Origin of the sequence: Mesorhizobium sp. M2E.F.Ca.ET.219.01.1.1, from assembly GCF_004016445.2 — a bacterium.
Lineage (GTDB): Bacteria > Pseudomonadota > Alphaproteobacteria > Rhizobiales > Rhizobiaceae > Mesorhizobium.
This window is the reverse complement of sequence record NZ_SADT02000007.1, coordinates 415,713-441,490: the sequence shown is the minus strand read 5'-3', so window position 1 is coordinate 441,490 and position 25,778 is coordinate 415,713. Positions and strand designations below refer to the sequence as shown.

The window sequence follows — 25,778 nt, the reverse complement described above, 5'->3', positions numbered from 1 at the left end:
CGACGGCTCCTACAGCTATGTGCGCGACGCCGGCACCCAGGGCGGCCATGACGACGTCTTCACCTACACCATCAAGGACGGCGACGGCGACCTGTCGCACACCACGCTGACCATCTCGATCGGCGACTCCACGCCGAGCGACACCATCCCGACCCCCGGCGGTCCGACCACCACCGTCTATGAAGCGGGCCTGCCGCCGCATGGCGGACTGCCGGCCGGCTCCGGCGAGATCGCCGACGGCAATCCCAACAACAACTCCAACACCTCCGAGACCACTTCCGGTACCATCGGCTTCACCTCGCCCGACGGCATCCAGACCGTCTCGCTCGGCGGCCATGTGCTGAGCGGCGTGCCGCAGACCTTCACCGACGCCACCGGCTCGCTGACGGCAAGCTATACTTACAACGCGGCAACCGGCGCCGGCACCATCAGCTACGCCTACACCCTCGCCACCAACACCTCGGGCGACAACACCAGCGTCAGCTTCGCGGTCGGCGTGACGGACAGCGACGGCGACAGCGCGCCGGCCGGCAACCTGGTCATCAACATCGTCGACGACGTGCCCACGGCGCATGCCGATACCGACAGCGTCGCCGCCAACCAGTTCAGCGCCGAGGGCGGCAACGTGCTGACGGCAGTCGGCACCACCTCGCCGGTCACCGGCGTCGACGTGCTCGGCGCCGACGGCGCAACCGTCGTCGGCGTCGTTGCCGGCACGACCGCCGGCGGCGAGGACGCCAATGTCGGCACCGTCATCCAGGGCACCTACGGCAAGCTGACGCTCAATGCAGACGGCTCCTACAGCTATGTGCGCGACGCCGGCACCCAGGGCGGCCATGACGACGTCTTCACCTACACCATCAAGGACGGCGACGGCGACCTGTCGCACACCACGCTGACCATCTCGATCGGCGACTCCACGCCGAGCGACACCATCCCGACGCCCGGCGGTCCGACCACCACCGTCTATGAAGCGGGCCTGCCGCCGCATGGCGGACTGCCGGCCGGCTCCGGCGAGATCGCCGACGGCAATCCCAACAACAACTCCAACACCTCCGAGACCACTTCCGGCACCATCGGCTTCACCTCGCCCGACGGCATCCAGACCGTCTCGCTCGGCGGCCATGTGCTGAGCGGCGTGCCGCAGACCTTCACCGACGCCACCGGCTCGCTGACGGCAAGCTACACTTACAACGCGGCAACCGGCGCCGGCACCATCAGCTACGCCTACACCCTCGCCACCAACACCTCGGGCGACAACACCAGCGTCAGCTTCGCGGTCGGCGTGACGGACAGCGACGGCGACAGCGCGCCGGCCGGCAACCTGGTCATCAACATCGTCGACGACGTGCCGACGGCTCATAATGACACCTGGGGTTCGCCCATCACCGGTCCGACGACCCTTACTGGTCTGCTGAGCAACGACGTCTTCGGTGCCGATGGCGTGGCGACAACAACGCCCGGCGTGATAACGACCACGAACGGGGCTCATGGCACGGTCGTCTACAACAACGACGGAACGTTCACCTACACGCCGACCGGCGTCTACGTCGGGTCCGACACCTTCACCTACACCATCAAGGATGGCGACGGCGACACCTCGACGGCCACCGTCACTGTGAACGTCAACACCAATACCGTTCCGACCGGCGGCGGTACTGCATCACTGACGCTGAATGAGGCGGCGCTCGATACAACGCTCGACCTTGCGGCCCCTGCTGACTTGCAAGCGGGCGTAGTGACTGGCACTGATCCAGGCAGCCGAGGGGAAACTGCGCAAGCCAGCAGCGGTATCACCTTCACTGCCACTGGCGAAGCGATCAGCGTCGCATTCGCCAACCCGACAGGGGATCCGAACTGGGTGGCACCGACCGTCTCCGGTCTTGCCGCAGGATACTCAATCAGCTGGTCCCTCGTCGGCGGCCAATTGGTCGGCACTCTGATGCAAGGCGCCACTAATCTTGGGGCGTCCATATATCTGGCGCTGTTGAACACCAGCGCCGGCCCGAACAGCACTTTGACCCCGGTGGTCACCGCGACACTGACTGACCAGCTGCAGCATACCGCCGGCTCCGGAAATATTACCATCAACGGGCTGCAGGTGGTGGCAACCGACACCAGCGGCGATCATGTCTCCGGCGCCGTCAATCTGACGGTCTTGGACGATGTCCCGCGCTCGTTCATCGGCGACGGAATCAATCTGCCCGACTCGCTGCACACCACCTTAACGGAGCATCTCAATTTTGCCCCAGGCGCCGGTGCCGACGGTGTCGGCAATGTCGTGTTCAGCGTAACCGAAGGTGCTCCAGTCACTGACGCCAATGGTGCGAATGTCTTCCTCAATGGCGAGCAACTCTTCTACCACATCTCGCCAGACGGCCACACGGTGCAGGGACTCACATCCGTTGCAAACGGCTCTGATCTTGGCTTCACCGCTACGCTCGACCCGGCAGCCGACACGTGGTCCTTCACGTTGAACGGCACGATCTTCAATGGGGCCGAATTCACCACGCAAGGCGCGATAGCGGTCGGCGGCAACAATCAGGTGAACGCGTTCACCACGCTGACGAGTCCGGATACTCCGAACGATTTGCTGGTGACCGCGAATGGTTCGAACAACGTCAACACCAGCACAGGCAACTTTGGTGTCGGCAGCGGACAAAGCATCACGAATGGTGAAGCGATCCGCTTCGACTTCGTGACCAATACATCGACCAACGGCACAGTGGCCGGCACCAGCTACACCGACCACTATGAAGTCGCGAGCTTCACTCAGGGGCTAACCAAAGTGGTCGGCGGCACGGTGGACCTTACGATCCGAGCAGTGAATGCCGACAATGACTCGGTCTTTATCGGCGACGCTTCGGGGGAAACCACGGCCACCGGTATCACGGTTACTGTCGTGAACGGATCAGGCGGAGCCGCGCCGACGGTGACGGCAAATGCCGACGGCACTTTCACGTTGCATGGGATGGCGCAAGGAGACACCTTCACTGTCACGGCAAGTTCTGATCCGTTCAGCGCGGTCGAGATCTATGGCGCTTCGTCGGGAACGTTCAAGCTCGGCTCGGCCAGCTTCTCGACCGCTAATGCCGTGGATCCGTTCGATATCAAGATCCCGGTGACCGGAACCGATGGTGACGGCGACACGGCTGCCGGCAGCCTGACCGCGCACCTTTATCCGACGAGTTCCTCGCTGGAGGGCACCAATGGCATCGACTCGCTGACCGCGACAGCGACCAAGACGACGGTGATGGGCCAGGACGGCAACGACACGCTCACCGGCATCAATGGTCACGACACCATCCTTGCTGGCGGACAGGGCAACGATACGCTGACCGGCATGGACGGAAATGACAAACTCTATGGCGGTTCCGGCGACGACACTCTCATCGGCGGCGCCGGCAACGACCTGCTGGTCGGCGGCTCTGGGCTAAACCATATGACCGGTGGGGCCGGCAACGACACGTTTGTGATCGATCCATCCAAGCTGTCGGTCCACTTGACCGATGTAATCGCGGATTACACACCCGGCCAGGACGTTATTGACTTGTCTGATCTTCTCAAATCGCTAGGGACCGGCGCGCCGACCACCGATGCGCAGGCAGGCGCCTCGATCGATGTTACCTTCTCTGGCGGCGCGGCTCACGTAATGGTTGACAACAACGGCACGGCGGCTGGCGGAAGCATGGTCGAGGTGGCCTCGTTGACGGGAGTTGCAAGCGGCTCTGTAATCAGCATCCTCTACGATCACAATCAGCCGACCCACACGGAAACCGTGACTTGACGGTGTCTGGATGACGCAAACTTTGGTGGCTTGGGGGCGTGGCGTAAAGCCACGCTTCCATGCTATGCATTAGAGAACCGTGAATTCGCAGTTTGGAGAGGGGCTTACATGAAACATTCCGCAAGATTGCTGGCTTCGGCCGCGGCGCTGCTGCTGGCCGGGTCGACGGGCTTTGCCGCCGATATCATCGGCGAGCCGGCGGTGAATTATTGCCGCACCGTGGGCACCTCGGACCTGGTGCTGACCGACAACATGGTCGAGCTCAAGGACCATGTGGTGAAGCTGATGGACGAGTCGGTCGCCGTCGCCAACAGCCCGGAATGGATCAACTCGTCGCGTCCCGCCTTCGTCTGGGCTTCGGAAGCCAAGGTCGCCTGCGGCATGGCCTATGGCTACCTCAAGACGAACTACAAGGACGAAGACACGCTCAACAAATGCGAGTGCTTCCACGACCGTATGGTCGAGTACATGCACTGAGTTGACGGGCGAGCGCTGCGCCGACCGGTTGCGATGATGGCCATGAAAGCCCGGGCGGAGGCGGACGCCTCCGCGACCCCGGCGCCGGCTCCCCGCGTGGCGCCGCCAGCTGATTTCCGACGCAAGCGTTGGCGAGCCCTGGCGCTCGCCTTTGTGGTTGCCGCGGCCGCCTCCGGCTGCCAGTCGAAAAGTGGCGCATCGGATGTGCTCGACCCATCGGCGATCGCGGCACCCGCCGGCCAGGCGGGCAGCGCGGCGACGCAGCAGGCAAGCAGCGCGACCCAGAGCAGCCTGACCCAGGCCCTCGCGGCCCAAGTCCCAGCGGCTCAAGGCGCTGGAACCGCGAACAGCGCGACTGTGAGCGGCCCCACCGCGGCAGCGAAGGCCAACCTGACGCTTGGCACGGGGTCGACCAAGGTGACCATGCTGCTGCCGCTTTCGGCGCCCGGAAGCACGGGCGAGAACGGCCGAAAGATGTATGACGGCGCGCGGCTCGCAATGGCCGATCTCGGCGACAAGCTTCTGACGCTGACGATCCAGGATACGCGCGGCGACAGCGGCTACGCCAAGGACCTCGCGGTGAAGGCGATCACCTCGGGCACGGCCAAGGTCGTCGTCGGCCCGTCGGAGCTTGCGGCCGCGCAGCACCTTGCCAAGCTCTCCGGCTCCAAGCGGCCGCCGGTGCTGGCGCTGGCCGACAATTTCGCCGGTGGGCCTGGCGTCTATTCCGTGCGGCTGAGCGAAGCCGACAGCGCGGCGGCGGGCGCGGCGGCAATCGCCAGCAAGGGCGCCAGGAAATTCGTGCTGATGGTGCCGGCGGGCGCGGATTCAAGCGCCGTCGAATCCCGGGTCGCCAACGCGCTCAGCATCTACGGCGCCACGCTTGCGGTGACGCTGCCCTTTTCACCGACGGACGGTGGCGCCAAGGTGGTGTCCGACATGAGCTCGCTGGTCGAGGCGCCGGATGCCGTCGTCGTCGCCTGCGGCGACAGCAGCCCGGCCGCGGTGCTTGCGGCGCTGAAGGCGAAGGGCATTCCCAGCAGGACGGTGACGCTGATCGGCACCGACCGCTGGCTTGAGCGCCCGATGGATCCGCTCTATGAGGGCGCTTACATCGCGACGCTCGACCAGAGCGAGACCGGGCCGATCGCCGACCGCTTCAAGGCGACCTACAGCTACCAGCCGGACGTCAACGTGGCCTATGCCTACGACATGGTGGCGCTGAGCGCGGGCATAGCGAGCTCAGCCGGCCCCGACGGCTTCAACAAGCAGGTGCTGGAGAACGCGACCGGCTTCCGCGGCTCGACCGGCCTGTTCCGCTTCCGCAGCGACGGCTCGAGCCAAAGGTCGATGCCGTTCTTCAAGGTGGAAAAGGGCCAGCTGAAGCTGGTGGAGAAGCAGACGGCGGGGTTTTGAGAGCAATTCCAGGAAAGCGCGCAACGGTTTGCTGTCCGGATTGCTTAAAAACAAAGGGCTAGAGGGGGTTGGCGATTCCATCAAACGCTGAATCGCTCTAGAATCAGGCTCTGGGGGGTCTCCTTTGGGTTTTCTTAAAAAGCTTCTCATTTTGGCTGTTGTGGGCGCGGTGGCGGCTGGCGCGGTGGCCCTCACCGAGCGCCTGATGTTCGAGGCGCCGAGACCAGCCGTCTCCAGTGAACCGCCGCCTCTGCCCCTCATCAAGAAAAAGCCGGTACGCCAATGGAAATGGCGCCTGACATAGCTGCCGAACAATCAAGGTTCTCGGTCTCCGCAAAGCTCGCGGTTGTTTGCCTGTGCTATGCCGGGCTCGCGGCCTATCTGTACCCCGATACCTATTTCGCCGCGCTGGGCACGTTCAGGCTCCTGCTGCTTTATCTGTTGCTGCCCGTCCTGATCCTGGTCGGGCTGATCGTTGCGGCGGTCATCAGCCAACCACGGGCTCCAGCCAGCTGGCTACGGCGCAAACTCGTATCGCGAGGCGTCGGAGCGACATCAACGCTTGGAATCTTCATCCTTTGTCTGGCTGCATTCACTGCGTATAAGCATGAATTCTCGCAGATGGTGCCGTTCTTCGCCGATCAATTCCTGGCAAGGATCGACGCTGACCTGCATTTCGGCGATCCCTGGAGATGGGTGCGCGCCCTGCCGGTTCCAGGCACTGCGGATCGAGCGCTCTACATTCTGTATTCTCAGCTTTGGTTCGTCGTGCTTGCCACCGTCGTCGTCGTGGCGGCCTGGCTGGACGATGCGTCGAAGCGCCTGCGTTATTTCCTGTCGCTTATCACCACGGCAGTCGTTCTGGGTGTGATCGCTAGACTGGCCGCTTCATCGGCAGGACCGATCTTCTATGATCGGCTGTTCGATCCAGACAGATTCGAGGACCTTATCCGATCGCTCAAGGCAAGCGATTCCGGACCGGACACCCTGCTGATCACCGATTACCTGTATGCGTCGTATACGACCCACAGAGCCTCGATAGGGACAGGCATTTCGGCGATGCCCAGCTTCCACGTGGCTATTGCCGTGCTGAACGCCCTTTTCCTTTCAAGCCTCAATCGACGGGTCGGCGCCGTGGCGTGGACCTATGCCGGCGTGATCCTCTTCGGCTCGGTGTATTTCGGCTGGCATTATGCCATCGATGGTTACTTCTCGATCATCGCGATAGTGGTGATATGGCGATGCTGTAGAGTATCGCCTACCTCACGTTCCTTGTAGCCAAACCTTTGCTGGGCCGGCGGCAGAGTGTGGCCAGCGATGGATTGGTCTCATCGCGGCGCTGGCTGCTGCTAAAGGACCTAGAAGCCAACCAGGGAGTTCTAACCAAGCTGCCCGAGAATACCGGTGCTCGTGGCCAGCATCACACCGCTATAAATCTGGAACAGTATTGCGCAGATCGCGGCGGCCGAGATCGGCACGCCGAACGGCACCACGCCTTTCCTGTCCATGTGCTGGACATAGAGGCGGAACGCGCCCGCCGGCAGGAGAAAGGGGTTCTTGACCAATGCCGCGGTTGCCAGCGCGAAGACCAGCAGGAACATCGTGAACACGACAAGGCCGTTTCCGCCAATCAGAAGCGGCACCGCCGCCATCAGCTTCACGTCGCCGGCGCCGAGCTTGCGCAGGACCCAGAATGGAAACAGCGCCACGAACAGCAGCACGCAGCCGATCACGCTCAGGCCCATGTCCCACCATGATCCGCTCTGCACGGATACAAGCTGGAGTGAGCCCAGACCGAGGCATATCAGCAGCAGCACGTCGCGGTTGGCAATCTTCTGCGTCGTGAAATCGGTCCAGGCGATCCGACCGAGGAGCGGGATGGCCAGCGCCCTGAGCAACAGCGACGCGGCGAGCAACAGGCTCATGACCGTTCTATGTTCCGCACGCTTGACGACAGCAACTTCAGATTGTTGGCCACGGTCGGATCGTTGGGCGCGAGCTCGTAGGCCTTGAGGAAATTCGTTCGCGCCTCCTGCAGTTTGCCGCGCAGCAGATAGGAGTAGCCGAGATTGTTGTAATATTCCGGCGTCGCGCCGAGCAGCTTGAAGGCACGGCTATAGGCCAAATCGGAGAGATCGAAGCGGCGAATGCGGTCGCAGGAGGCGGCAAGGCCCAGCCAGGCGACGCCGTCATTCGGCGCAAGCCGAGTCGCCTTGTAGAACAGCGCGCCGGCATTGCCGTAGTTCTCGGAGCGGAATTGGGTCTTGGCCTCGGTGACCGCCTGGTCGGAGGCATAATAGTCGACATCGCTGATGGTCTTCAGCCCGTCGAAGGTATCGCCAAAGGCGGTGTAGTCGCCCTTGGCGGGCTCGTTGGTACGAACGACGCCGCCCGTGGTGTCGGTCGACTGGCAACCAGTGAGCATGACCAACAGCGCACCGGCTGCGGCGGCGAGGCGTATCGACCCTGTCATTTTCTGCCCCAAGGAGCCCTCCGACTCAATTTTAGAACCTAATCATATGACGGATCAGAAGAAAACGCCTTTCATGCGAATGATCACCGGCAGGAGGATCACCATCAGCACAACCGGGAACACGCAGAGTCCCAATGGGATCATCATTTTGACAGGCAACGCATTGGCCTTTTCCTCGGCGCGAAGGATGCGCTGGCTTCGCATCTCATCGCTATAGACCCTTAGCGCGTCGGTGAGGCTGGTGCCAAGTTCTTCAGACTGCCGGAACAGCACCGCCAAGGCGCGTGCCTCGTCCAGGCCCAGCCGATCGGCCAGTTCGCGCAGCGCCTCCCGCAACGGCTTGCCGGCTCGCATTTGGAGGCTCATGATCGCAAGCTGGATGCCTAGCCATTTATGCGTCCCAGCCAGTTCGGTGCTGACCCGTTCCACAGCTGCTTCCAGGCTCATGCCAGCGTCGGCGCATGTGATCATCATATCCATGAAATCGGGAAAGCCGCGTCGATAGATCTGCTTTTGCGCATTCTCAAAGCGATCAAGCAAAACGCTAGGGATCACAAGGCAGGCGAGAGCGAACAGAGCCGAAGCACCATAAGGGATGAAAGCCGGCAATTTCGGCGGCAATATCCATGACAGAACCGCGTAGGAACCCAGGAAACCCAGACATACGACGCCAAGTCGACATAAGGTGTAGACCACCGGGGCGCTGGATTGGTAAAAGCCCGCCCGGAACAGCTTGGCTTCGAGCGCATTTGGCTCCCCGCGCTCCTTCTCGAGGGTCCGGAAATAGGCATCGATTGGCCTCTGGGCAGCGATCTTCGCGAGCTTCTCCTGTCCCAGTAAAGACCGGCGGTCGCCAACGCCTTCGGCGATAAGGCTCTGGGTCACCAGTTTCCGCGTCTGCAACGCCGGCAGAATGATCAGCCCCCCAAAAAGGAAAAGGGCGACCGTGGCCGCGAAGACGGCCACGGAAACCAAAAGACTCAGATCCAGCCCACTCGCAAACAACTCTGCGCCCGCCTCTCTAGATATCGAAGTTAACCATTCGATACATAATGTAGTCGCCCAACAGGGCCCAAGTTCCGAAAATTGTAAAAGCCGGCAAGATCAACGGATTGTGCCAGACAGTGCCATAGTAGGAAGGCGCACTGACCAGGAGAAACAGGAACATCAACACGGGAAACAACGATATGATCCAGGCAGACACTCGACCTTCTGCCGAGAGCGCCTTGATCTTCATTTTCAGTTTCTGCCGTTCGCGCAGGACCTTTGAAAGATTGGACAGGATTTCCGTGAGGTTGCCGCCGGTTTTGGATTGGATGGAAAGCGACACCGACAGCAAATGCAACCCCTCGAAGCCAACCCGCTCCGACAGCTTTCGCACCGCCTGCTCCAAACTAAGACCGAAAGTGATCTCGTCTGACACGATCCCGAATTCGGTGCCTAATGGGTCCGGCATCTCGCGGGCGACCAAGCCGATTGCCACCGACGCCGGGTGGCCCGCTCTGAGCGAGCGCACGATCATGTCAAGAGCATCGGGAAGTTGCTGGGCGAATTTGAGGATTCGTCTGTTACGGGCTCGCCGGAGAACGAGCAAGGGTAACCCAAAGGCCAGGACGAAAAAGGCGAGGAGTCCCACAAATACCGGGAGGTTGAGCAGCAGGGTTAGAACGAACCCCACGACCAAGCCCGCAAGCAAGAAGAGCGTTGCGAAGAGGATAGGGTTTCCGGTGGTGCCTGATTGCGTGTAGAGTCTGTTGAGACCTACCATTCCGAAAAGATAGTCGCCGCTGGTGCTCAGGCCTCTTTCTCGCAAAAGGCCTTGTAATGTCTGCTCGGCCGCACCTTCGTCTCCGAGCCGCTTGAGCCGGCGATTGATGGTGACGTGTCTTACGCGCCGAGCAGAGTAAGAAACGTAGAACGACTCGACCGCAAGAATGACCGAGGCGCCTGCCAGCACGTAAATGAAATAAAGCAGAGTCTGTCCGGTCAGCATTACAGCGCAACCTGCGGATTGAAGGCATCCTTGGCAAAATGATGCCCCTGAGTGGCCGCCTCCGGGGCGAAACGAGGACGGACCCCTGTGGCTCGGAACTCGCCAACTATAGCGCCGTCCGCGGCAACATCGCGCCGAACGAAATGATAGATCTCCTGTAGCTGGACGACATTGCCTTCCATCCCGGTAATCTCCGAGATCGAGATCACGCGCCGGCCACCATCCGAGAGACGCTGTGTCTGGACGATGATGTCGATGGCCGAAGCAATCTGAGCCCGGATGGATTCATTGGTCATAGGCATGCCCGCCATGCCAACCATCTGCTCCATACGTGATATGGCATCGCGCGGCGTGTTGGCATGGATCGTGGTCATCGAACCTTCGTGGCCCGTGTTCATGGCCTGCAGCATGTCGAAGGCTTCCTCGCCGCGCACTTCGCCGACAATGATGCGATCGGGACGCATACGCAGCGCGTTCTTGACCAATTCACGCTGGCGGACTTCGCCCTTGCCCTCAACATTGGGCGGGCGAGTTTCCAACCGGCCGACGTGCGGCTGCTGCAGTTGGAGCTCCGCCGCGTCCTCGATGGTTATCAGGCGCTCATTTGAAGGAATGTAGCTCGACAGCGCGTTAAGCAAAGTCGTCTTGCCGCTGCCGGTGCCCCCCGAAACCAGGATAGACTTGCGTGTCTGCACCGCGATCCTCAGGAAATCGATCATCGGCTGGCGGATCGAGTTGAATGCCATCAAACGTTCGAGGGAGTAGGGATTTTTAGAGAATTTGCGGATCGAAACCAGCGGACCGTCAACCGAGATCGGCCGCACGGCAATGTTCACACGCGAGCCGTCTTCGAGACGTGCATCGGCCATCGGCGATGATTCATCGACACGCCGGCCTATGGCCGACACAATCTTGTTGACGATGCGCAGCAGGTGCGCCTCGTCGCGAAAACGGATCGCGGTTTCCTCGATGACGCCACGGCGCTCGATAAACACACGCTTGTGGGTGTTGATCAGAATATCGGCAATCGAGTCGTCCTTGAGCAACGGTTCGATCGGACCCAACCCCAGCATCTCATCGGCCGTGTCGCTGGTCAGCTGGTCGAGTTCGCGCGCGTTCAACGGCACATTCTTGTCGCGCACGAATTCGCGCACGATCGGCCGGATCTCGTCCAGGATCTCGTCCTTGGAAGCATTTTCAAGGGCGGTGAGATTGAACCTGTCGATGAGATGGCGATGAAGATCGACCTTCAGCGACAGGAAATCGTCGGAAGCCGGCTCGGACTGGACCGGCTGCGCCGGCGCGCCATTGGCTGCCACGGTCGCAGGCACCGATTGCGACGCGTGCTCACCCGTCCCTTTGATGAAGCGACCCAACATGACGCCGAACCCCGAGCTGTTTCCCCGACGTCGAAACTAAGCGTTAACCACGAGGGGCACAAGCGGCGCGGAGGACACACTTGATCTATTACTTGCGACATAGTTAAGAATTGGAGATCGCGAAAACGTTTTATTTTCCTTGCACCGCAAGGCGGCACACCAAAGTCTTAGGACCTTGGTCGCAACCCGTGTGATTATCCCCATAAACCCAAAGATATAAATGCTTATGTGTTGTCTCTAATATGTCGCAGCGATGACCCGACTGCGGCGGAATTGTGAATGAATGGTTAAGATCGCTTGAAAAGCGAAACGAATCAAGCTCTTGTGAAAATCGAAAGGGCTTTGAATCGAGTATTGAAAGGTTAAGGGACTGTTAATCCGTTTGACTTGGCTTTTTTGCGCGACCTAGGATTGAACGTGACGGGGGATGCTTGGGTATGGGGTTCATCCTTAGGCTCGTCTCGTCGGGTTCAAACCTCCAAAGGGAGAAATTGGCATGAAGAAGCTCATGACGATGGCCCGGCAGTTCCGCGACGACGAAAACGGCGCTGCCATGGTCGAATATGCCATTCTGGTTGGCATTATCGCCACGGCGTCAATTCTGATCATCGTCGGCATCGGCCTTTGGGTCACCGGCCGCTTCACCGCGCTCTGCAACGGCCTGAACTCAGGACCTGGCAGTTGCTCGGTGACTGGCACGGGTAGCTGATCGCTTTGCGCTCTTTCAGGCCCGGACCCAGGTCCGGGCCTGAATCAGCTGTCGGGCGGGCGAAGCTGATTCACAAGCCTTTTTTGGGGTTAGGCTCATGCGCGCGAATACAATCATAATGATCATTCTTGCCGGCATTTTCGGAGTGCTGGCGGTCGTGCTTGCCAATATCTGGCTTGCAAACCAGCGCAGCGCGATGGCACAGGCGGGCAATATTCCTCACGACACCATCGTCGTGGCAGCGGTGCCGCTGAAATTCGGCGACACTTTGAGCGAGGACAAGCTGCGCGAGATTGCGTGGCCAGCGGGCGCGGTTCCGACCGGCGCGTTCAAGACGACTAAAGAGGCCCTGGCCGGCAACGGCACAAGGCAGGCGTTGCAAGCAATCGGCGCAAACGAGCCGGTTCTGACAACCAAGATTACCGGGCCCGGTCAACGCGCCACGCTTTCCGCCGTGCTCAGCGAAGGCATGAAGGCCGTTTCCATTCGGGTCAACGATGTCCTGGGTGTCGCCGGCTTCGTATTTCCCGGAGACCGGGTGGACATTCTCCTTACTCGCACAGTGCATGGCGACCAAGGTGCGGACAGAAGTTTCGTCGATGTGCTTTTGCAGAGCGTCAAGGTGCTCGCGATCGATCAGGTCGCCGACGAAAGTAAGGACAACCCACAGGTCGTGAAGGCGGTGACGGTCGAAGTCAGCACAAAGGACGCTCAGAAGCTGACGCTTGCCGCAGGCGCCGGCCAGTTGTCGCTGGCGTTGCGCCAAGCGGCGGCAAGCCAGGGTGAAGCAACCGAACGGGTCACGGTTTCGGACCTGACCGGCGACACTCCCGAAGATGTCGCCAAGCGGCAGGCGGAACTGGACAGACAAAAGGCCGCCGAGGAAGCTGCCGCCGCAGAGCGGAAACGTGCCGACGACAAGATCGACGGGCTGGCTCAAGCCGTGCAGCGGGTCGGAAGCCAGATTGACGAACTGAGCAAGGTCAAGGCGGCGCCGGTCGTGGCATCGGCACCGGAAGTGAAGGAAGTCGTCAAAATTGTTCAACCAGAGCCACCGGCCCGGGCGACGATCGGCGTGTTCCGCGGCGTGAAGCTGGAGACTTATGACGTGCCGCGGCAACGCTAAGAGGCGGGCGGCAAAACGAGGGGCTGCCACAGGGCAGCAAGTGGGAGACGAGGATGAAGGGGTTCTGGTTGAGGATGGCGGCGGCCGCGCTATCCTTGTTGAGCGTATCGGCAATCTTGGACCATTCAGCATCGGCGGCTGATCGCTTCATCGATGTGTCGAGCCCATCGCTGCATCGCGTGTTCGTGCCGGTTTCCCAGTCCGCGACGATCTCGGTCAACGCGACGCTGGGCGATATCGTGGTAGGCGATGAGAAGATCGCCGACGCGCAGCCGATGACCGACAAGACGCTCTACATCATCGGCAAAGCCGTCGGCACCACGACCGTCAACCTGTTTTCCGAAGACAAGCGCTCGCTTGGCGCCATCCAGATCGAGGTCGGCCAGGACGTCAGCGACATGGCGGTCGCGATCCGCCAGGTGGCGCCTAAGGCGCGCATCGAGATCGGTTCGATCAACGGCAAGATCCGGCTGAGCGGCCATGTCAAGGACGCCGCGACGCTGGCATCCATCGTCGAAGTCACCCAGCAATACGGCCCGGATGCCATCATCAATGCGGTGACGATCGACGACAGCGAGCAGGTCAATCTGTCCGTCCGCATCCTGGAAGCCAAGCGCAATGCTGGCCGAGATCTTGGGGTGTCGTTCAGAAGCACGAATAGCAGGGGCACGACTCGAACCGGTACGGGCGATGCGGCAGTCGATAAGGACAATGTGGTGCTCGGCCCAGGAGATATCCTCTCTGGCCTTTTGTCGAACACTAGCCCATTTGCAGCGCTGATAACGAGGGTAATCGACAACAACCTCAAGGTTGATCTGATCATCGAGGCGTTGGAGGCAAAGGGCGTCGTCCGTACGCTGGCCGAACCGAACCTCACCACGGTTTCCGGCGAGACGGCCAGCTTCAATGCCGGCGGCGAAGTGCCGGTTCGCAGTGTCAACGCGCAAGGCGAAGTCGAGATTGTCTTCAAGCAGTTCGGCGTCAATCTGAACTTCACGCCAGTGGTGCTCGACGACGGCAAGATTCACATGAAGCTGGCGCCGGAAGTCAGCGACCTGACCGGCTTCACCGCCGCCGGCGACCCGATCTTCACCAACCGCAAACTATCAACGGTGGTTGACCTGCGTGACGGTCAGAGCTTCGCGGTCGGCGGTCTGCTTTCGAGCAAGAACACAATACAGCAAGACCAGGTGCCATGGCTTGGCCAGGTGCCGGTCGTCGGTGTGCTGTTCCGGAATTCAAGCACCCAGAAAGAAGAGACGGAGCTGGTCGTGATCGTCACGCCGCATCTCGTGCGGCCGGTGAGGCCGGGCGAGCAACTCGCGACGCCTTTCGACAAGACGAAGCCGGCCAATGACCCGGAACTGATGTTGCTCGGCCAGCTCGAGGTCAACAAGGACATGATCCGCATGTACGAGCATGGCGAGGGAGTCACCGGCCCCTATGGCCACATGCTCGATGTGAAATCGAAGGACAAGCTGCTCTATGTCAAAAAGTAAGCTCCTGCTCGTTCTGCTCGGCAGCAGCCTGCTTGCGGGCTGCGCCGCCGACTATCTGCACAATTACGATACGATGACGTTGGCTTCCGGCGACTCGCAGAAAGCCAACCAATTGCTGCAGACGGTCGATCCGTACAATCCAGCTTCGAACAACACCAGGATCGAAGGCGACGGGGCGCGGTCTGTCGGTGTCGTGCAGAAATACAAGATTCCACCTTCACCCGCGTCGACGCCGGCGACGACCACGGCGATCAATGTCGGTTCGGCCACTGCAACGTCTCCATGAACTGAAACCAAGCATGCGGAGGACGCGTCAGGCAGCGGGGGCCGGCGTATAAAACAGAGAGTAAGGTCATGTTGGGGACCATACGCAAGTTCTGGCGCGATGAGAGAGGCATAGCGCTGATCCTCGTCAGCGTCATGCTGCCAGCGATCATCGGTTTTTCCTTGCTGGCGATTGACTCGAGCAGGGTCAACAACCTGCACAACGACTTGCAGAAGGGCACCGACGCGCTCGCCTTGGCAGCCGCGGCCGAGTTGAATGGCAGGACGGGCGCCTGGACGCGTGCGCAAAACGCCTTGGACAACCTCCTCGCCAACAGCACGCGGTTCTCCGATGGCGGAACCGTTGCGTTGACCACCGGAAACGGGAGCGTCACCGTAGACCCGACTTATGCCGCCTGCCGATCAAAAGGGCAGGTATCGTGGTGCTTCCTTGCAACGATACCAGCCAACGACTCCGATCCGATCACTGCGGCCAACTACGCGGCATCGGAGGCCGTAACCCGGTTCATCCAGGTTGATGCGCAACCGGAAGCAGTAACCGCGCTCTTTCCGATATCGTTCATCTCCGGCGGCAGTTCAACCAACAGCCGCTACCGTCTCGGCACGGAATCGGTTGCCGGCTTCACGTCCGGCGTCTGCAACTACACGCCCGTCTTCATGTGCAATCCCTATGAGATGGTGAACGGCACCAATAGCGCGGGGGGCGCAACGCTCGAGCAGGCAGTATCGGATCCGGCAATTCATCGTCGCCTGATCGAGCTGCGCATGGTGGGCAACAACGCCGCCTATGGCCCGGGCAATTTCGGCTTCCTGGCGCCGCCCGACGGCGTTGGCAACGGTGCCCAGGCACTTGCCCAGACCATCGCGACATCGACACCGCTCGGCTGTTATTCGGCACAAGGCGTGAGCACCAAAACCGGCCAGAACACAGGTCCGGTTCAGGACGCCTTTAACGTGCGTTTTGGAATCAATGCCAATGGCAATGCGTTCAACAGCCCCGAATACGGTCCGGCCGCGAATGTTCGCAAGGGTGGGTCGACGAATGGCAATGGCAACCAGTGCCCGAACTACAACCAACTGACATTCAACGCGCCAGGCAACATGGGCCTGCCTCGCGATGCCACGACCCCCTATATGGGCGGACGCATGGGTGACGGAAACTGGAACCTTTCCGATTACTGGAGCACCAATTTCGGCGGCACGAGCTATCCTTCTTCCTGGGATACGACCAAGCCGACCCGCTATCAGGTCTATAAGTACGAAAACGCGAACAGCCTGATCAGCCACGCTTCAACGGGCGGAGAAGTTGGAACGCCACCAAGTGCCTGCCAACCCGCGGTCACTTCCGTCGATCGCAGGCTGCTTTATGGAGCAATACTCAATTGCCAGGCGCTGCAGGCCGCCGGCAACAACCTTAACGGCAACAGCAGCAATCTTCCCGTCGAGGCCTTTGCCAGTTTCTTCCTGACTGAGCCAGTTCCGGGCTCCAATGCCGGCGGGTCGGTCTTCGTCGAGCTCGTCGACATCACCGGTCGCGGCGGCGCGGGGACGCTCGACAATTTCCTGCGCGACGAACCGCAGCTCTATCGGTGACGGCCATGAGAAACCCGCTGTCCCGCGTCCTCAGCCGTTTCCGCCGCGACGAGCGCGGCACCGTCCTGGTCGAGATGGCGATCGTCGCGCCGATGATGTTCATCTTGTCGGCAGGCGTCTTCGAATTCGGCAACTTAATCCACGACAAGCTTCTGATAGAAGCCGGCCTCGAAGATGGCGCGCGGTTCGCCGCGCGCTGCAACAGCCAGCTCTACACGGATGCCGGCCTCACGATGGATTGCGCCACCACCGCCAAGAGGATAGCCATCTTCGGCAATGTGGCGGGGTCAGGAACGGCACGTGTCCGCGATTGGCGGACAACGGATGTGACGATCAACATCGCCGACCCGGCCACTTGCAGAAATGCGGTGGACCCCAGTACCGGTACAGTCCTCTATCTGTCGACGACATCCCAGGTCTGTATCGTCACAGCTTCCTCAACCTATCCCTATGTCACTCGCGACAGCGTCGGATTTCTGACCCTGCTCAACATCACCAGCATCACGCTTTCCGCTAGTCATCAGGAGCGGTTGATCCGGTTTTGATGATGCTGAAGCAATTCATAAAGTCGGAAGACGGGGCGACGATGGTCGAAATGGCCATCTCCATGACGCTGCTGCTTATGCTCACTCTCGGCTTCGTCGACTTCGGCTATGCTTTCTACCAATGGAATGCCGCGACCAAGGCTGTGCAGGTCGGCGCAAGGCTCGCAGCCGTTTCAGACCCCGTCGCGGGCGCCCTGATGACCGCGGCGCCGACCACGACCCCTGGCGCGCCGGTGGTCGCCGGCGCCTACGGCCCGTTTGCATGCACCTATACCAGCGGCGGCACCGGTACCTGTTCCAACAGCGGCGCTTTCACCGCAGCCGCATTCAGCCGCATCTTCCGCGGCGACACCGCAAATACCAATGACGATGCCTGCCCGGACCCGACCGTCAACCAGCGACCGGGCATGTGTCACTTCTTCCCGGGCCTGCTGCGCAGGAACGTCGTGGTGACCTACACCGCCACTGGTCTCGGCTACCAGACGCGACTGGGCGGTCCGGTGCCGACGATCACCGTCGGCTTGCAGAACATCAACTTCCAGTTCTTCTTCCTGGGCGGGTTCGGGTTCGGAAATATGACAGTGCCTTCCATGCTGAGTACAGTAACGGGTGAAGATTTAAAGAGTACCTCGCCATGAACGCTATCGACACCAGAGTTCTGCCGACCAAGCGCAAGCAGGTGGCGCTGTTTTCCGCCGATGCGAATTTCAAGCGCGACGTCACCACGCGGCTCGACGCGCTGGCGATCTATGACGTCAAGGTCTCGGACACGGCCGAGTTCCTCAAGGGGCCGCCGGCCGACAGCCGGCCCGGCATCATCATCCTCGATCTCGGCCATGGCGAGCTGCTCGGCAATCCAGCGATCGTCGAGGCGCGCGCGGCCTGGGCGTCGGTGCCGCTGATCGCGATCTCCGACGAGCTCACCTCCGAGCAGACGCGCGTCCTGGTGCGCATGAACGCGTCCGACTGGCTGCACAAGCCGCTCGACGCCAAGGAGCTGCTCAACGCCGTCACCTTCCACGACACCGGCAACCAGGGCACCAAGAGCCGCATCATCACCTTCATTGCCGCCAGCGGCGGCGCCGGCGCCACCACGCTGGCGATCTCGGCGGCGGAGCATCTCGCCTCGAAGTCGGCCGAGCGGGCGGCCGCGACCTGCCTCGTCGACCTCGACTTCCAGAGCGCCAATTGCGGCGCCTATCTCAACCAGTTCAACCAGTTCGATCTCTCCGGCATCATCGGCCAGCCGGACCGGCTCGATGTCGAGCTGATGGACGTCATCAAGCTGTCGCGGCCGTCCGGCCTCACGCTCTATTCCTTCGAGCGGCCGCAGCTGCCGTTCGAGCCGCACGGTTCCGACTTCGTGTTCCGGCTGCTCGACCTCGTTGCCTACCGCTTCGACGACATCGTCATCGACCTGCCCAACATCGAGACGCCGTGGCACGATTCGGTGCTGCGCACGAGCGACGAGATTTTCATCGTCTTCGAGCTCAACGTCGCTTCGCTGAGACAAGGCAAGCGGCTCTACAAGAAGATCCGCGAGTTGCGCGGCAACAAGGTCAGCATCACGCTGGTCGCCAACAAGCACAAGCGCAAATGGTTCGGCAACCATTTCTCGCGCAGCGAGCTGGAGAAGATCTTCAAGGCGCCGCACATCAAGTCGCTGGCGCTGGACAACGCGCTCTTGGCCGACGCGCTGAATCGCGCCATTCTGCCCTCCGAGGTGGACGGACGCGCGCGCTTCAACAAGGACCTCAAGCGCATGTTCAAGGAACGGCTGGACAATGCCCAGCGCTAGCTCGAAGCGGCGCGTGACGGCGCGCCTCGCGGCTGCCTGCCTGATCGGCATGGCGTCGACGTCGGCCTGCGGTTTCGCGCAAGCCGCATCGGGCCTGCCGCCGCTGCCCGCCATGGGTCCCAGCCTGCGCAGGGCGGTCGCCTTCCAGACGAGCGAACAGCCGGGCACGATCATCATCCGCAAAAACGAGAAGGCGCTCTATCTGGTGACGGGCCAGGGCCAGGCGCTGCGTTACCAGATTAGCGTCGGCCGCGACGGTTTCGGCTGGACCGGAACGGTCAAGGTCGCGTCCAAGACCGAATGGCCGGAATGGCGCCCACCCAAGGAAATGCGCGCACGCCAGCCGGAACTGCCGGCGATGGTGCCGGCCGGCCCCTACAATCCGCTTGGCGCCAGGGCGCTTTATCTTTCGCGCGACGGGCGCGACACGCTCTATCGCATCCATGGCACCAACGATCCCAAGGGCGTCGGTTTCGACGGCACGTCCGGATGCTTCCGGCTGACGAACACCGACGTGATCGATCTCTTCAAGCGCGTCGCGGTGGGCGCAAAGGTGGTGGTTGAATGACGATGATCAGCGAGCCGGACGTTCCGGCAATCGAACTCGGTCACCGGGAACCCGTTCCGGAAAAGCCCAGCCGGGCCAGGATGATCGGCGTCATGACGGTCGGCGCGTTGCTTGTCACCGCCGTCAACGTGACGGCCGCGGTCTATCTCTATCGCGGCGTCAACGACCTCAAGACGATTGAGGCGCGGCTGGGAGAGCTCGGCCAGTTCGAGCAGCGGATCGGTACCCGCATCGACACCGTCAACAACGGTTTCCAGAGCCGGTTCGAGACGCTGGACCGCCAGTTGCAGGCGAATTTCGGCCAGATCAACGGCAATATCGCCAGGCTGGAGCAAGGCCAGCCCGTCGCGGCCAGCGAGCCGGCGCCCAGCGCGCCCGAGCCCGCGATGCTCGACAACACCACGGTGGCGGATGCGTCCGCGGCCGATGAAAGCGGCACCGATCCCGCCGCGCAACCCTTGTTCAAGCGCAAGGTCGCGCCTCCCGGCCCCAACCCGTCCTACCAGCGCATCCAGCAGCCGGACGGCAAGGTCTATTACAAGAAGATCAACTGAGCGCGCGGACTGTCGCTGGCGATTACAGATCGCGCTGCAGCGCCAGAACGCGAACCACGCGGGTCTCGGCGCGCTGCCTCGCTTCGCGCAGGAAGGCGACATGGCAGTAGGCGCAGGCCGCCAGACCCAGGCACAGCAGCAAGCTGTTGTTCAAACTGAAATCGATCGCCAGTGAAAACTGCACGCCGCGCGGCGCGGTGAACGAGGCGATCGTGCTCGCGGTTTCAGAATGGCTGCCGGCCATAATCATCAGCCCGGCGAAAAGCAGCGCGAGGTGGTTGGCGAGGAAGAAGCCTGCGGACCGCTTCGCCCGGCAGGCCATCCAGCAGGCAGCCGACGCGACGACGATGATGGCAACATTAAGGGACATCGATCCGCCGAGATAGAAATCCACCTGCTGCCAGAACATGGTCGAGTAAGGACGCAACTCCAGCCAGACGCGCCACACGGCGGGGCTGGCCGGATAAAAGCCGAGAAGCAGCGCCGCCAACCGCTCCGCCGCCAGCAGAACCAGCATCAGGGCCGGAAAGGCAAAGAGCAGTACCGGCTTGCGTATCATGTCATCCCCTCGACATCCGATAACCGATTCTAGGCCGCATTGGTTGCGCGAGACTTAACGCAACGCCTTGCTTTTCAAGGAATGTCGCGCACGTCTAATGTGTGGACGGGTTCAACGGTCGGGATGGCGCCGTGTCGACAGGAGCTAACGGGCTGGGCTCGAGCAGCATCACCGGCTGTCGGCGCGATCCCGCGGAGGCCCTAGCGTGAGCCGGGCGCGACCGCCCAGCCGCCCGCTGCTAGCGCCGATGCTCGGTGGTCTCGGGCTGCTCGCCGGCATGCTGCTGATCGCCGAGGGCAGGCGCTGGCTGCCGCCCGACCCGCCTCCGGTCACGCCGGCCCAAGATGCCGGCGACCTCAAGCCGGCCTCTCAGGCTCCGGTTCAAGACACGCGGCCAGGCGAGCCTGCACGCAAGATCGCCGAGGATCTCATAGCGCCGCCGCCGCTCGACCCATCCGGGATCGAGCGCATCGAGCCGCGCCCTCCGCTCGGCGAACTCGGGCTAGCGCCGCGAGCGAAAACGCCGATGCCGCAGGATTGGCGCGAGACGCTGCTTTTTCGCCCGGTCGCGACATCCTCGACGGTCTTCGAGGCCATGGGACGCACGGTCGCCATCAGCGGGACGGCCGACATAGACCCCGACAGGACCTGCACGTTCGACAACACCGCCTGGCCGTGCGGCCAGCGGGCGCGGGCCGCCTTCAACACCTGGCTGCGCGGCCGGGCGCTGAAATGCCTGCTGCCGCCGGATGCCGACCGCTTCGCCATCGCCGCGCCCTGCGCACTCGGCAAGCAGGATGTCGGCGCGTGGCTGGTCTCCAACGGCTGGGCGATGGCCGCTCCCACCGGCATTTACGGCAAGGCGGAAGCGGTGGCGAGAGAATCCAGGATGGGCATTTTCGGTCCGCCGCAATAGCGCAATCGCGGGGAAGCCCATGACCGGTTCCGTCATGGAATTGCGTGAAAGCAGAATGGTCAGAGCGATCGAGCGATTCTAGAAACCGTGGACTGCTCCGGCCGATCAAGCGCGCAAGCCCAGGGCCACGGTCGCATGCGCAGGCCGGATCCAGCGATCCCCATGGGAGAAGAAGCCGATTTTGCATCAAATTGTACGCTTTCCTGAAACCGAAATTGCAACGGACTCCTGTAAGCCAATGCGACGAACAGGAGATTGGCCCTTGACCGCGAAAACACCGACCGCGCCGGCTCAAACGTGGAAGCATCTCATCTTGCTGACCGTGCTTGGCACCGCCGGCTGCGTCGCCCTTTCGCTCGCGCTGAACTACCTGATGCTTTTCAGCGACAGCCTGACGCCGTTCGCCCGAGGGGCCGTCACGGCCATCATCGTGCCGATCGCCATCGGTCTGCCGCTATTTGCGATACTCGGCTGGCAACAGATCGAGATCCGCCGTTACCGGCAGGAGCTTACCAAATCCGGCACCTACGACCAGCTGACCGGCTGCCTGAACGGCAAAGTGTTCACATCGATGGTCGACAGGAGAGCAGCGAGACCGGCCGGTCCGCGCTCCGGCGCCTTTCTGGTCATCCATCCGGAGCATCTGGCGTCGATCAACCTGCGCTTTGGTCTGGAATGGGGCGACGAGGCCTTGCGGCTGATCGCATCGGCCATCCGGTCCGCGGTGCGCAAGGACGATCTGATCGGCCGGCTCGGAACCTCGATGTTCGGCGTCTTCCTGCCGGGCGCGAGCGAAGAGGATGCCAAGGACGTCGGCGAACGCGTTCGCGGCGCGGTCGGCGAGATCTATTTCGCGCCGAAAGGCGACAAGGACGTGCTTGCGATCAAAGTCTGCGGCGTCATTTTCGAGCGCGAGTTGGATTTCGAGGACATGTTCCGCTTCGCGGAGGAAGGCATGGCCGAGGCCCCGGAGGAAGCCGGCCTGCGGCTGTCGCACGTCACCAACTGAACCGGCGCGATCGGCTCCTTGGTCGCACTGGCGAACGCGGCTGGGCTGTGGTGGCGCCGGGACTGGAGCTCCCAGAATACCAGGCCGGCACCACATTCAAGGCCAGCATCCATTGAAACCTCTATCTCAGCCCATGCGCTATTAGTCGCGCGGTCGGCATGCGCCGAAGCACTATCATCGCGACAACACCAAGCAGTGGGCCGGGCGCCAGGACCAGGAAGCTCCAGCGCCAACCTACAATCTGCGCCATGAATGACACCAGATGGATGGAGCAAAAAGTGAGTGCGATGCCGACGCTTAGCTGCAGGGAAAGCGCCGTGCCCACATAGCGTTGATCGCTCAGTTCGGTTGCCATGGCCGAGAACTGCGCGGAATCGCCGATGACGGTCGCTCCCCACAGAATGGCAACGACGGCGAACAACCAGAACGGACCGGCGAAGGTCAGGCCGATCGTTAGTGCGCAGAGACCGGACATAGCCATCATTGCAGCCGCCGTGGCGGTGCGGCCGAAGCGGTCCGCCACGATGCCGCCGGCAATCGAGCCGATCCCGCCCGATGCCACGACGAAGAACGCCAGCAAGGAGGCGGCGCCCGGATCCCCAGTGCCCAGGCCGGGGCCTCCTGCCCTGATGTAGGCCAGTATCCAGCCCCACATGGCATAGAGCTCCCACATGTGACCGAGATAGCCAAGATTGGCGAGCATCAGCGCGCGGTTGCGCACCAGCGTTTTTATGTGGCGAGGGTCGAATGCCGATCTCGCGAAGGGATGAGGCCCTTCCTCGCCCAGCCAGAGGATCAACAAAGCTCCAGCCAGTGCTGCGAGAGAGGTGGCCACGATGACGCTTTGCCAAGCCAATTCGTCAACTCGGGCTGATACCAGATGAGGAAAAGCAGAACCAAGCGTCAGCGCAGCGAGGAGGGCGCCGAGCGCCGTTCCCCGTCCGCGACTAAACCATGTCGATACCAGTTTCACCGCTGGTGGATACACGCCCGCCAGGGCCAGGCCGGTGACAAAACGGGCGACCAGCAGCACGCCGACGGAGGGCGCGAACAAGAGACAGAGGTTGGCAGCCGCCGCCGTCAAGGCGCTGACGCCGATCAGCTTGCGAAGCGAAAACACATCCGGAAGGCCGGCCATGCTGGAGGCCAACGCGCCTATGGCGAAGCCGATCTGCACGGCACCGGTTATCCACGCGCCCTGCGCCGGAGAAAGGTCCCACAGCCGGGTCAGCTGCGGCGCAATCGCCGTTGCGGAAAACCATGTCGTCATCGGCAGGAAGGCGCCTACTGAGACCACGCTTAGCATCAACCAGCGCCGCGCGGCGCTGGTTGCGGTGACATTCGTGGCTGTCATGTGGTCCATGTCCGTCGGCTCAGGCCGCGATGGAGCCCTGCAATCGTTTGAGCACCGGAAGAAGGTCGGCCGGGTCGGGTCTGCGCGTGTAGTCCGGGCTGACCTCGGCATAGGCGATGATGCCGTCTTGCCCGACCACGAAACGAGCCGGCATCGGCAAGGTCCAAGAACGATCCTCATTGATAAGCGGCAGGTCGACGCCGAAGCCGCGATACAAGTCGATCAGATCGTCGGGCAGGCGAAACCGCAGGCCGAAGGCATCGGCGACCCTACCGCCGGCGTCGCTCAGCATCGGGAATGCTATCTGCTTGTCGAGCTTGGCCTTGCGGCCGTTCGCCAGCGACTGCGGGGATATGGAAACCAGTTGTGCCCCGGTAGCCTGGATTGCTGGCCAAGCTTCCTGCAAGGCTGCCAGCTCGATGTTGCAGTAGGGGCACCAGACCCCGCGATAAAAACTGAGCACCAAGGGACCCCGGGTAAGCAGATCGCTGGATGCGACAGACCCGCCATCAGCCTCCGGCAATGTGAATGCTGGCGCAACGGCGCCTGCCTTTAGGGCCTGGGCGGCCTGACCCGACGCTATGAGTTCGGCGGTCGCACGGCGCATGACCTCGACCGCTTGCTTGGGAGCCTTGCTTTCAAAGTCGGCTTTGAAGGCATCGAGCTTTTCCTGAAGAGACATGAAACACTCCAAATCTTGACCGCACGGCTTGCGGCGCAACGTCCTCGCCTATTTCCAGAAAGGGGGGTAGCTTGCCAAAGAGCATAGCAATCATCCGGAAAACGAATGGCCGACAGACTGCAGGAACTTGAGGTTTTCGTGCGGGTGGCCGAACGGGCAAACCTCTCCCAAGTCGCACGTGAGATCGGTCTGTCGCAGCCGTCGGTGTCGCGGATTCTGAACGATCTGGAGGCGCGCATCGGTGCCCGCCTGCTCATCCGCACCAGCCGCAAGGTCGGGCTGACCGAGGCCGGGCAAGTCTACCTCCACCAGATCCGGCCGCTGCTGGCGGATCTTGGGGCAGCGGCCGACACCGCAGCAGGCAATGAGGAGTTACGGGGCGTTCTGCGCGTCGAGCTGTCAGTCACATTCGGGGTGCGCGCGGTCATTCCTCGCTTGCCCAGCCTTCTCGCCGAGCATCCCGATCTCTCTGTCGAGTTGATGATGGACGATCGCCGGCGCAGTCTCGCTGAGGAGGGCGCCGATGTTGCGATACGGCTTGGCCTGCTCGACAATTCCAGCATGATGGCGCGCAAGGTCGGGCAGACGCCTCGGTTGCTCGTTGCCGCGCCGGAATACATTGCCCGGCACGGTCAGCCGAGCAGCCCTGCGGATCTGGCGAAGCACCAGGTGATCTTCGGGCCCTCCGACAGTTCCGGCGCGACGTTTCAGGAGCTGGCGGATCCACAGGTCCGCTTTGTGCTGCCCGAAAGTCCTCGCATCAGGGTCTCGAGCTCGGCCGGCGTTACAGCGTGTGTTGTGGCTGGGCTTGGCGTAGCATTCGGTTCAGGATGGATGTTCGACGCCGAGCTGAAGGACGGCCGTCTGTGTCGGCTGCTGCCGGATTTTGCGCTGCCGACCATACCTATCCATGCTCTGTTCCCGGCCGGGCGTCAGCCGAGCAAGCGGGCCAGAGGATTTGCCGACTGGTTAAGCAAGTCACTTGGCTCGTCACAATAAGTCGGTGCCGCCGCCCGGCGGTATCACACATAGTCCGTAATGGGCGCCACTTTGCCC

General features: G+C 62.0%; 26 protein-coding genes. 18 read left to right on the top strand and 8 right to left on the bottom strand.

What is annotated here, in order from left to right; translation table 11 throughout:
• The 5 genes from EN862_RS30625 to EN862_RS30610 all read left to right on the top strand — a co-directional run.
• Nucleotides 1-3,787, top strand: a 3,787-nt coding sequence (locus EN862_RS30625; RefSeq protein WP_127867383.1) for an Ig-like domain-containing protein, incomplete at its 5' end; no start/stop codon positions are given.
• A gap of 108 nt (nucleotides 3,788-3,895) precedes the next feature.
• On the top strand, nucleotides 3,896-4,264 hold the full coding sequence (locus tag EN862_RS30620) for a hypothetical protein (RefSeq protein WP_041010296.1): 369 nt from the start codon (nucleotides 3,896-3,898) through the stop codon (nucleotides 4,262-4,264).
• A gap of 42 nt (nucleotides 4,265-4,306) precedes the next feature.
• Complete coding sequence (locus tag EN862_RS30615) at nucleotides 4,307-5,680, top strand: ABC transporter substrate-binding protein (protein ID WP_127867384.1); 1,374 nt, start codon at nucleotides 4,307-4,309, stop codon at nucleotides 5,678-5,680.
• A 124-nt stretch (nucleotides 5,681-5,804) separates the two neighbouring features.
• On the top strand, nucleotides 5,805-5,984 hold the full coding sequence (locus tag EN862_RS36345) for a hypothetical protein (protein WP_127867385.1): 180 nt from the start codon (nucleotides 5,805-5,807) through the stop codon (nucleotides 5,982-5,984).
• Nucleotides 5,963-6,958 carry a phosphatase PAP2 family protein gene (locus EN862_RS30610; RefSeq protein ID WP_127867386.1) on the top strand — a complete coding sequence of 332 codons (996 nt, stop codon included), beginning with the start codon at nucleotides 5,963-5,965 and terminating at the stop codon, nucleotides 6,956-6,958. Before EN862_RS36345 ends, EN862_RS30610 begins: the two co-directional genes overlap by 22 nt.
• A 101-nt stretch (nucleotides 6,959-7,059) precedes the next feature.
• Here the strand turns inward: EN862_RS30610 and EN862_RS30605 are convergent, their stop codons facing one another.
• Genes EN862_RS30605 through EN862_RS30585 form a run of 5 tightly spaced genes read right to left on the bottom strand, consistent with a single transcriptional unit; the run spans nucleotide 7,060 to nucleotide 11,525 of the window.
• Nucleotides 7,060-7,599, bottom strand: a complete 540-nt coding sequence (locus EN862_RS30605) for a prepilin peptidase (RefSeq protein WP_127867628.1) — start codon at nucleotides 7,597-7,599, stop codon at nucleotides 7,060-7,062.
• A 2-nt stretch (nucleotides 7,600-7,601) separates the two neighbouring features.
• Nucleotides 7,602-8,153 carry a tetratricopeptide repeat protein gene (locus tag EN862_RS30600; RefSeq protein WP_127867387.1) on the bottom strand — a complete coding sequence of 184 codons (552 nt, stop codon included), beginning with the start codon at nucleotides 8,151-8,153 and terminating at the stop codon, nucleotides 7,602-7,604.
• Nucleotides 8,154-8,207: 54 nt separating this feature from the next.
• Nucleotides 8,208-9,158, bottom strand: a complete 951-nt coding sequence (locus EN862_RS30595; RefSeq protein WP_127867388.1) for a type II secretion system F family protein — start codon at nucleotides 9,156-9,158, stop codon at nucleotides 8,208-8,210.
• Between the two features lie 16 nt (nucleotides 9,159-9,174).
• A complete protein-coding gene (locus EN862_RS30590) occupies nucleotides 9,175-10,146 on the bottom strand; it encodes a type II secretion system F family protein (RefSeq protein ID WP_127867389.1) in 972 nt (323 codons plus the stop codon).
• Entirely contained in the window at nucleotides 10,146-11,525 is a 1,380-nt protein-coding gene (locus tag EN862_RS30585) for a CpaF family protein (protein WP_127867390.1), read from the bottom strand. Before EN862_RS30585 ends, EN862_RS30590 begins: the two co-directional genes overlap by 1 nt.
• Before the next feature lie 496 nt (nucleotides 11,526-12,021).
• On the opposite strand from EN862_RS30585, the gene EN862_RS30580 reads away from it, so the two are divergent.
• The 10 genes from EN862_RS30580 (at nucleotide 12,022) to EN862_RS30535 (ending at nucleotide 20,202) form a co-directional block, all read left to right on the top strand.
• On the top strand, nucleotides 12,022-12,234 hold the full coding sequence (locus tag EN862_RS30580; protein WP_127867391.1) for a Flp family type IVb pilin: 213 nt from the start codon (nucleotides 12,022-12,024) through the stop codon (nucleotides 12,232-12,234).
• Nucleotides 12,235-12,331: 97 nt separating this feature from the next.
• The gene (gene cpaB / locus EN862_RS30575; protein ID WP_127867392.1) at nucleotides 12,332-13,360 is read left to right on the top strand and encodes a Flp pilus assembly protein CpaB; all 1,029 of its coding nucleotides are present in this window, start codon (nucleotides 12,332-12,334) and stop codon (nucleotides 13,358-13,360) included.
• Between the two features lie 53 nt (nucleotides 13,361-13,413).
• Nucleotides 13,414-14,859: a type II and III secretion system protein family protein gene (locus tag EN862_RS30570; protein WP_127867393.1), complete on the top strand. Its 1,446-nt coding sequence runs from the start codon at nucleotides 13,414-13,416 to the stop codon at nucleotides 14,857-14,859.
• A complete protein-coding gene (locus tag EN862_RS30565) occupies nucleotides 14,846-15,145 on the top strand; it encodes a hypothetical protein (protein ID WP_127867394.1) in 300 nt (99 codons plus the stop codon). Before EN862_RS30570 ends, EN862_RS30565 begins: the two co-directional genes overlap by 14 nt.
• Nucleotides 15,146-15,213: 68 nt before the next feature.
• Nucleotides 15,214-16,737, top strand: coding sequence for a pilus assembly protein TadG-related protein (locus EN862_RS30560; protein ID WP_127867395.1), 1,524 nt, complete (start codon nucleotides 15,214-15,216; stop codon nucleotides 16,735-16,737).
• Nucleotides 16,738-16,742: 5 nt separating this feature from the next.
• Complete coding sequence (locus EN862_RS30555; RefSeq protein ID WP_127867396.1) at nucleotides 16,743-17,282, top strand: TadE/TadG family type IV pilus assembly protein; 540 nt, start codon at nucleotides 16,743-16,745, stop codon at nucleotides 17,280-17,282.
• A complete protein-coding gene (locus tag EN862_RS30550; protein WP_245519756.1) occupies nucleotides 17,282-17,920 on the top strand; it encodes a TadE/TadG family type IV pilus assembly protein in 639 nt (212 codons plus the stop codon). The genes EN862_RS30555 and EN862_RS30550 overlap by 1 nt, the downstream gene beginning before the upstream one ends.
• On the top strand, nucleotides 17,917-19,080 hold the full coding sequence (locus EN862_RS30545) for an AAA family ATPase (protein WP_127867397.1): 1,164 nt from the start codon (nucleotides 17,917-17,919) through the stop codon (nucleotides 19,078-19,080). The genes EN862_RS30550 and EN862_RS30545 overlap by 4 nt, the downstream gene beginning before the upstream one ends.
• Complete coding sequence (locus EN862_RS30540; RefSeq protein ID WP_127867398.1) at nucleotides 19,067-19,648, top strand: L,D-transpeptidase; 582 nt, start codon at nucleotides 19,067-19,069, stop codon at nucleotides 19,646-19,648. The genes EN862_RS30545 and EN862_RS30540 overlap by 14 nt, the downstream gene beginning before the upstream one ends.
• A complete protein-coding gene (locus tag EN862_RS30535; protein WP_127867399.1) occupies nucleotides 19,645-20,202 on the top strand; it encodes a hypothetical protein in 558 nt (185 codons plus the stop codon). Before EN862_RS30540 ends, EN862_RS30535 begins: the two co-directional genes overlap by 4 nt.
• Nucleotides 20,203-20,224: 22 nt before the next feature.
• On the opposite strand, the gene EN862_RS30530 is transcribed toward EN862_RS30535, so the two are convergent.
• Nucleotides 20,225-20,761: a hypothetical protein gene (locus EN862_RS30530; RefSeq protein WP_127867400.1), complete on the bottom strand. Its 537-nt coding sequence runs from the start codon at nucleotides 20,759-20,761 to the stop codon at nucleotides 20,225-20,227.
• Between the two features lie 205 nt (nucleotides 20,762-20,966).
• Between EN862_RS30530 and EN862_RS30525 the strand changes: the two genes are divergently transcribed.
• On the top strand, nucleotides 20,967-21,677 hold the full coding sequence (locus EN862_RS30525; RefSeq protein WP_245519744.1) for a thermonuclease family protein: 711 nt from the start codon (nucleotides 20,967-20,969) through the stop codon (nucleotides 21,675-21,677).
• Between the two features lie 262 nt (nucleotides 21,678-21,939).
• Entirely contained in the window at nucleotides 21,940-22,686 is a 747-nt protein-coding gene (locus tag EN862_RS30520; RefSeq protein ID WP_245519743.1) for a GGDEF domain-containing protein, read from the top strand.
• A 121-nt stretch (nucleotides 22,687-22,807) separates the two neighbouring features.
• On the opposite strand, the gene EN862_RS30515 is transcribed toward EN862_RS30520, so the two are convergent.
• Together EN862_RS30515 and EN862_RS30510 are read right to left on the bottom strand one after the other, a co-directional pair.
• Nucleotides 22,808-24,040 (bottom strand): MFS transporter, encoded by a 1,233-nt coding sequence (locus EN862_RS30515; protein ID WP_127867402.1) that lies wholly within the window; start codon nucleotides 24,038-24,040, stop codon nucleotides 22,808-22,810.
• A gap of 19 nt (nucleotides 24,041-24,059) precedes the next feature.
• Entirely contained in the window at nucleotides 24,060-24,722 is a 663-nt protein-coding gene (locus EN862_RS30510) for a peroxiredoxin-like family protein (RefSeq protein WP_127867403.1), read from the bottom strand.
• Nucleotides 24,723-24,827: 105 nt separating this feature from the next.
• Between EN862_RS30510 and EN862_RS30505 the strand changes: the two genes are divergently transcribed.
• A complete protein-coding gene (locus tag EN862_RS30505; protein WP_127867404.1) occupies nucleotides 24,828-25,721 on the top strand; it encodes a LysR family transcriptional regulator in 894 nt (297 codons plus the stop codon).
• The last annotated feature ends 57 nt before the right edge of the window (nucleotides 25,722-25,778 follow it).

Excerpts from the sequence above, each read along its gene's own strand:
- EN862_RS30620 (WP_041010296.1), top strand. The coding sequence starts at position 3,896 with ATGAAACATTCCGCAAGATTGCTGGCTTCGGCCGCGGCGCTGCTGCTG.
- EN862_RS30615 (WP_127867384.1), top strand. The coding sequence starts at position 4,307 with ATGAAAGCCCGGGCGGAGGCGGACGCCTCCGCGACCCCGGCGCCGGCT.
- EN862_RS30610 (WP_127867386.1), top strand. The coding sequence starts at position 5,963 with ATGGAAATGGCGCCTGACATAGCTGCCGAACAATCAAGGTTCTCGGTC.
- EN862_RS30600 (WP_127867387.1), bottom strand. The coding sequence starts at position 8,153 with ATGACAGGGTCGATACGCCTCGCCGCCGCAGCCGGTGCGCTGTTGGTC.
- EN862_RS30590 (WP_127867389.1), bottom strand. The coding sequence starts at position 10,146 with ATGCTGACCGGACAGACTCTGCTTTATTTCATTTACGTGCTGGCAGGC.
- EN862_RS30585 (WP_127867390.1), bottom strand. The coding sequence starts at position 11,525 with ATGTTGGGTCGCTTCATCAAAGGGACGGGTGAGCACGCGTCGCAATCG.
- EN862_RS30580 (WP_127867391.1), top strand. The coding sequence starts at position 12,022 with ATGAAGAAGCTCATGACGATGGCCCGGCAGTTCCGCGACGACGAAAAC.
- cpaB (WP_127867392.1), top strand. The coding sequence starts at position 12,332 with ATGCGCGCGAATACAATCATAATGATCATTCTTGCCGGCATTTTCGGA.
- EN862_RS30570 (WP_127867393.1), top strand. The coding sequence starts at position 13,414 with ATGAAGGGGTTCTGGTTGAGGATGGCGGCGGCCGCGCTATCCTTGTTG.
- EN862_RS30565 (WP_127867394.1), top strand. The coding sequence starts at position 14,846 with ATGTCAAAAAGTAAGCTCCTGCTCGTTCTGCTCGGCAGCAGCCTGCTT.
- EN862_RS30560 (WP_127867395.1), top strand. The coding sequence starts at position 15,214 with ATGTTGGGGACCATACGCAAGTTCTGGCGCGATGAGAGAGGCATAGCG.
- EN862_RS30555 (WP_127867396.1), top strand. The coding sequence starts at position 16,743 with ATGAGAAACCCGCTGTCCCGCGTCCTCAGCCGTTTCCGCCGCGACGAG.
- EN862_RS30550 (WP_245519756.1), top strand. The coding sequence starts at position 17,282 with ATGATGCTGAAGCAATTCATAAAGTCGGAAGACGGGGCGACGATGGTC.
- EN862_RS30545 (WP_127867397.1), top strand. The coding sequence starts at position 17,917 with ATGAACGCTATCGACACCAGAGTTCTGCCGACCAAGCGCAAGCAGGTG.
- EN862_RS30540 (WP_127867398.1), top strand. The coding sequence starts at position 19,067 with ATGCCCAGCGCTAGCTCGAAGCGGCGCGTGACGGCGCGCCTCGCGGCT.
- EN862_RS30535 (WP_127867399.1), top strand. The coding sequence starts at position 19,645 with ATGACGATGATCAGCGAGCCGGACGTTCCGGCAATCGAACTCGGTCAC.
- EN862_RS30530 (WP_127867400.1), bottom strand. The coding sequence starts at position 20,761 with ATGATACGCAAGCCGGTACTGCTCTTTGCCTTTCCGGCCCTGATGCTG.
- EN862_RS30515 (WP_127867402.1), bottom strand. The coding sequence starts at position 24,040 with ATGACAGCCACGAATGTCACCGCAACCAGCGCCGCGCGGCGCTGGTTG.
- EN862_RS30510 (WP_127867403.1), bottom strand. The coding sequence starts at position 24,722 with ATGTCTCTTCAGGAAAAGCTCGATGCCTTCAAAGCCGACTTTGAAAGC.
- EN862_RS30505 (WP_127867404.1), top strand. The coding sequence starts at position 24,828 with ATGGCCGACAGACTGCAGGAACTTGAGGTTTTCGTGCGGGTGGCCGAA.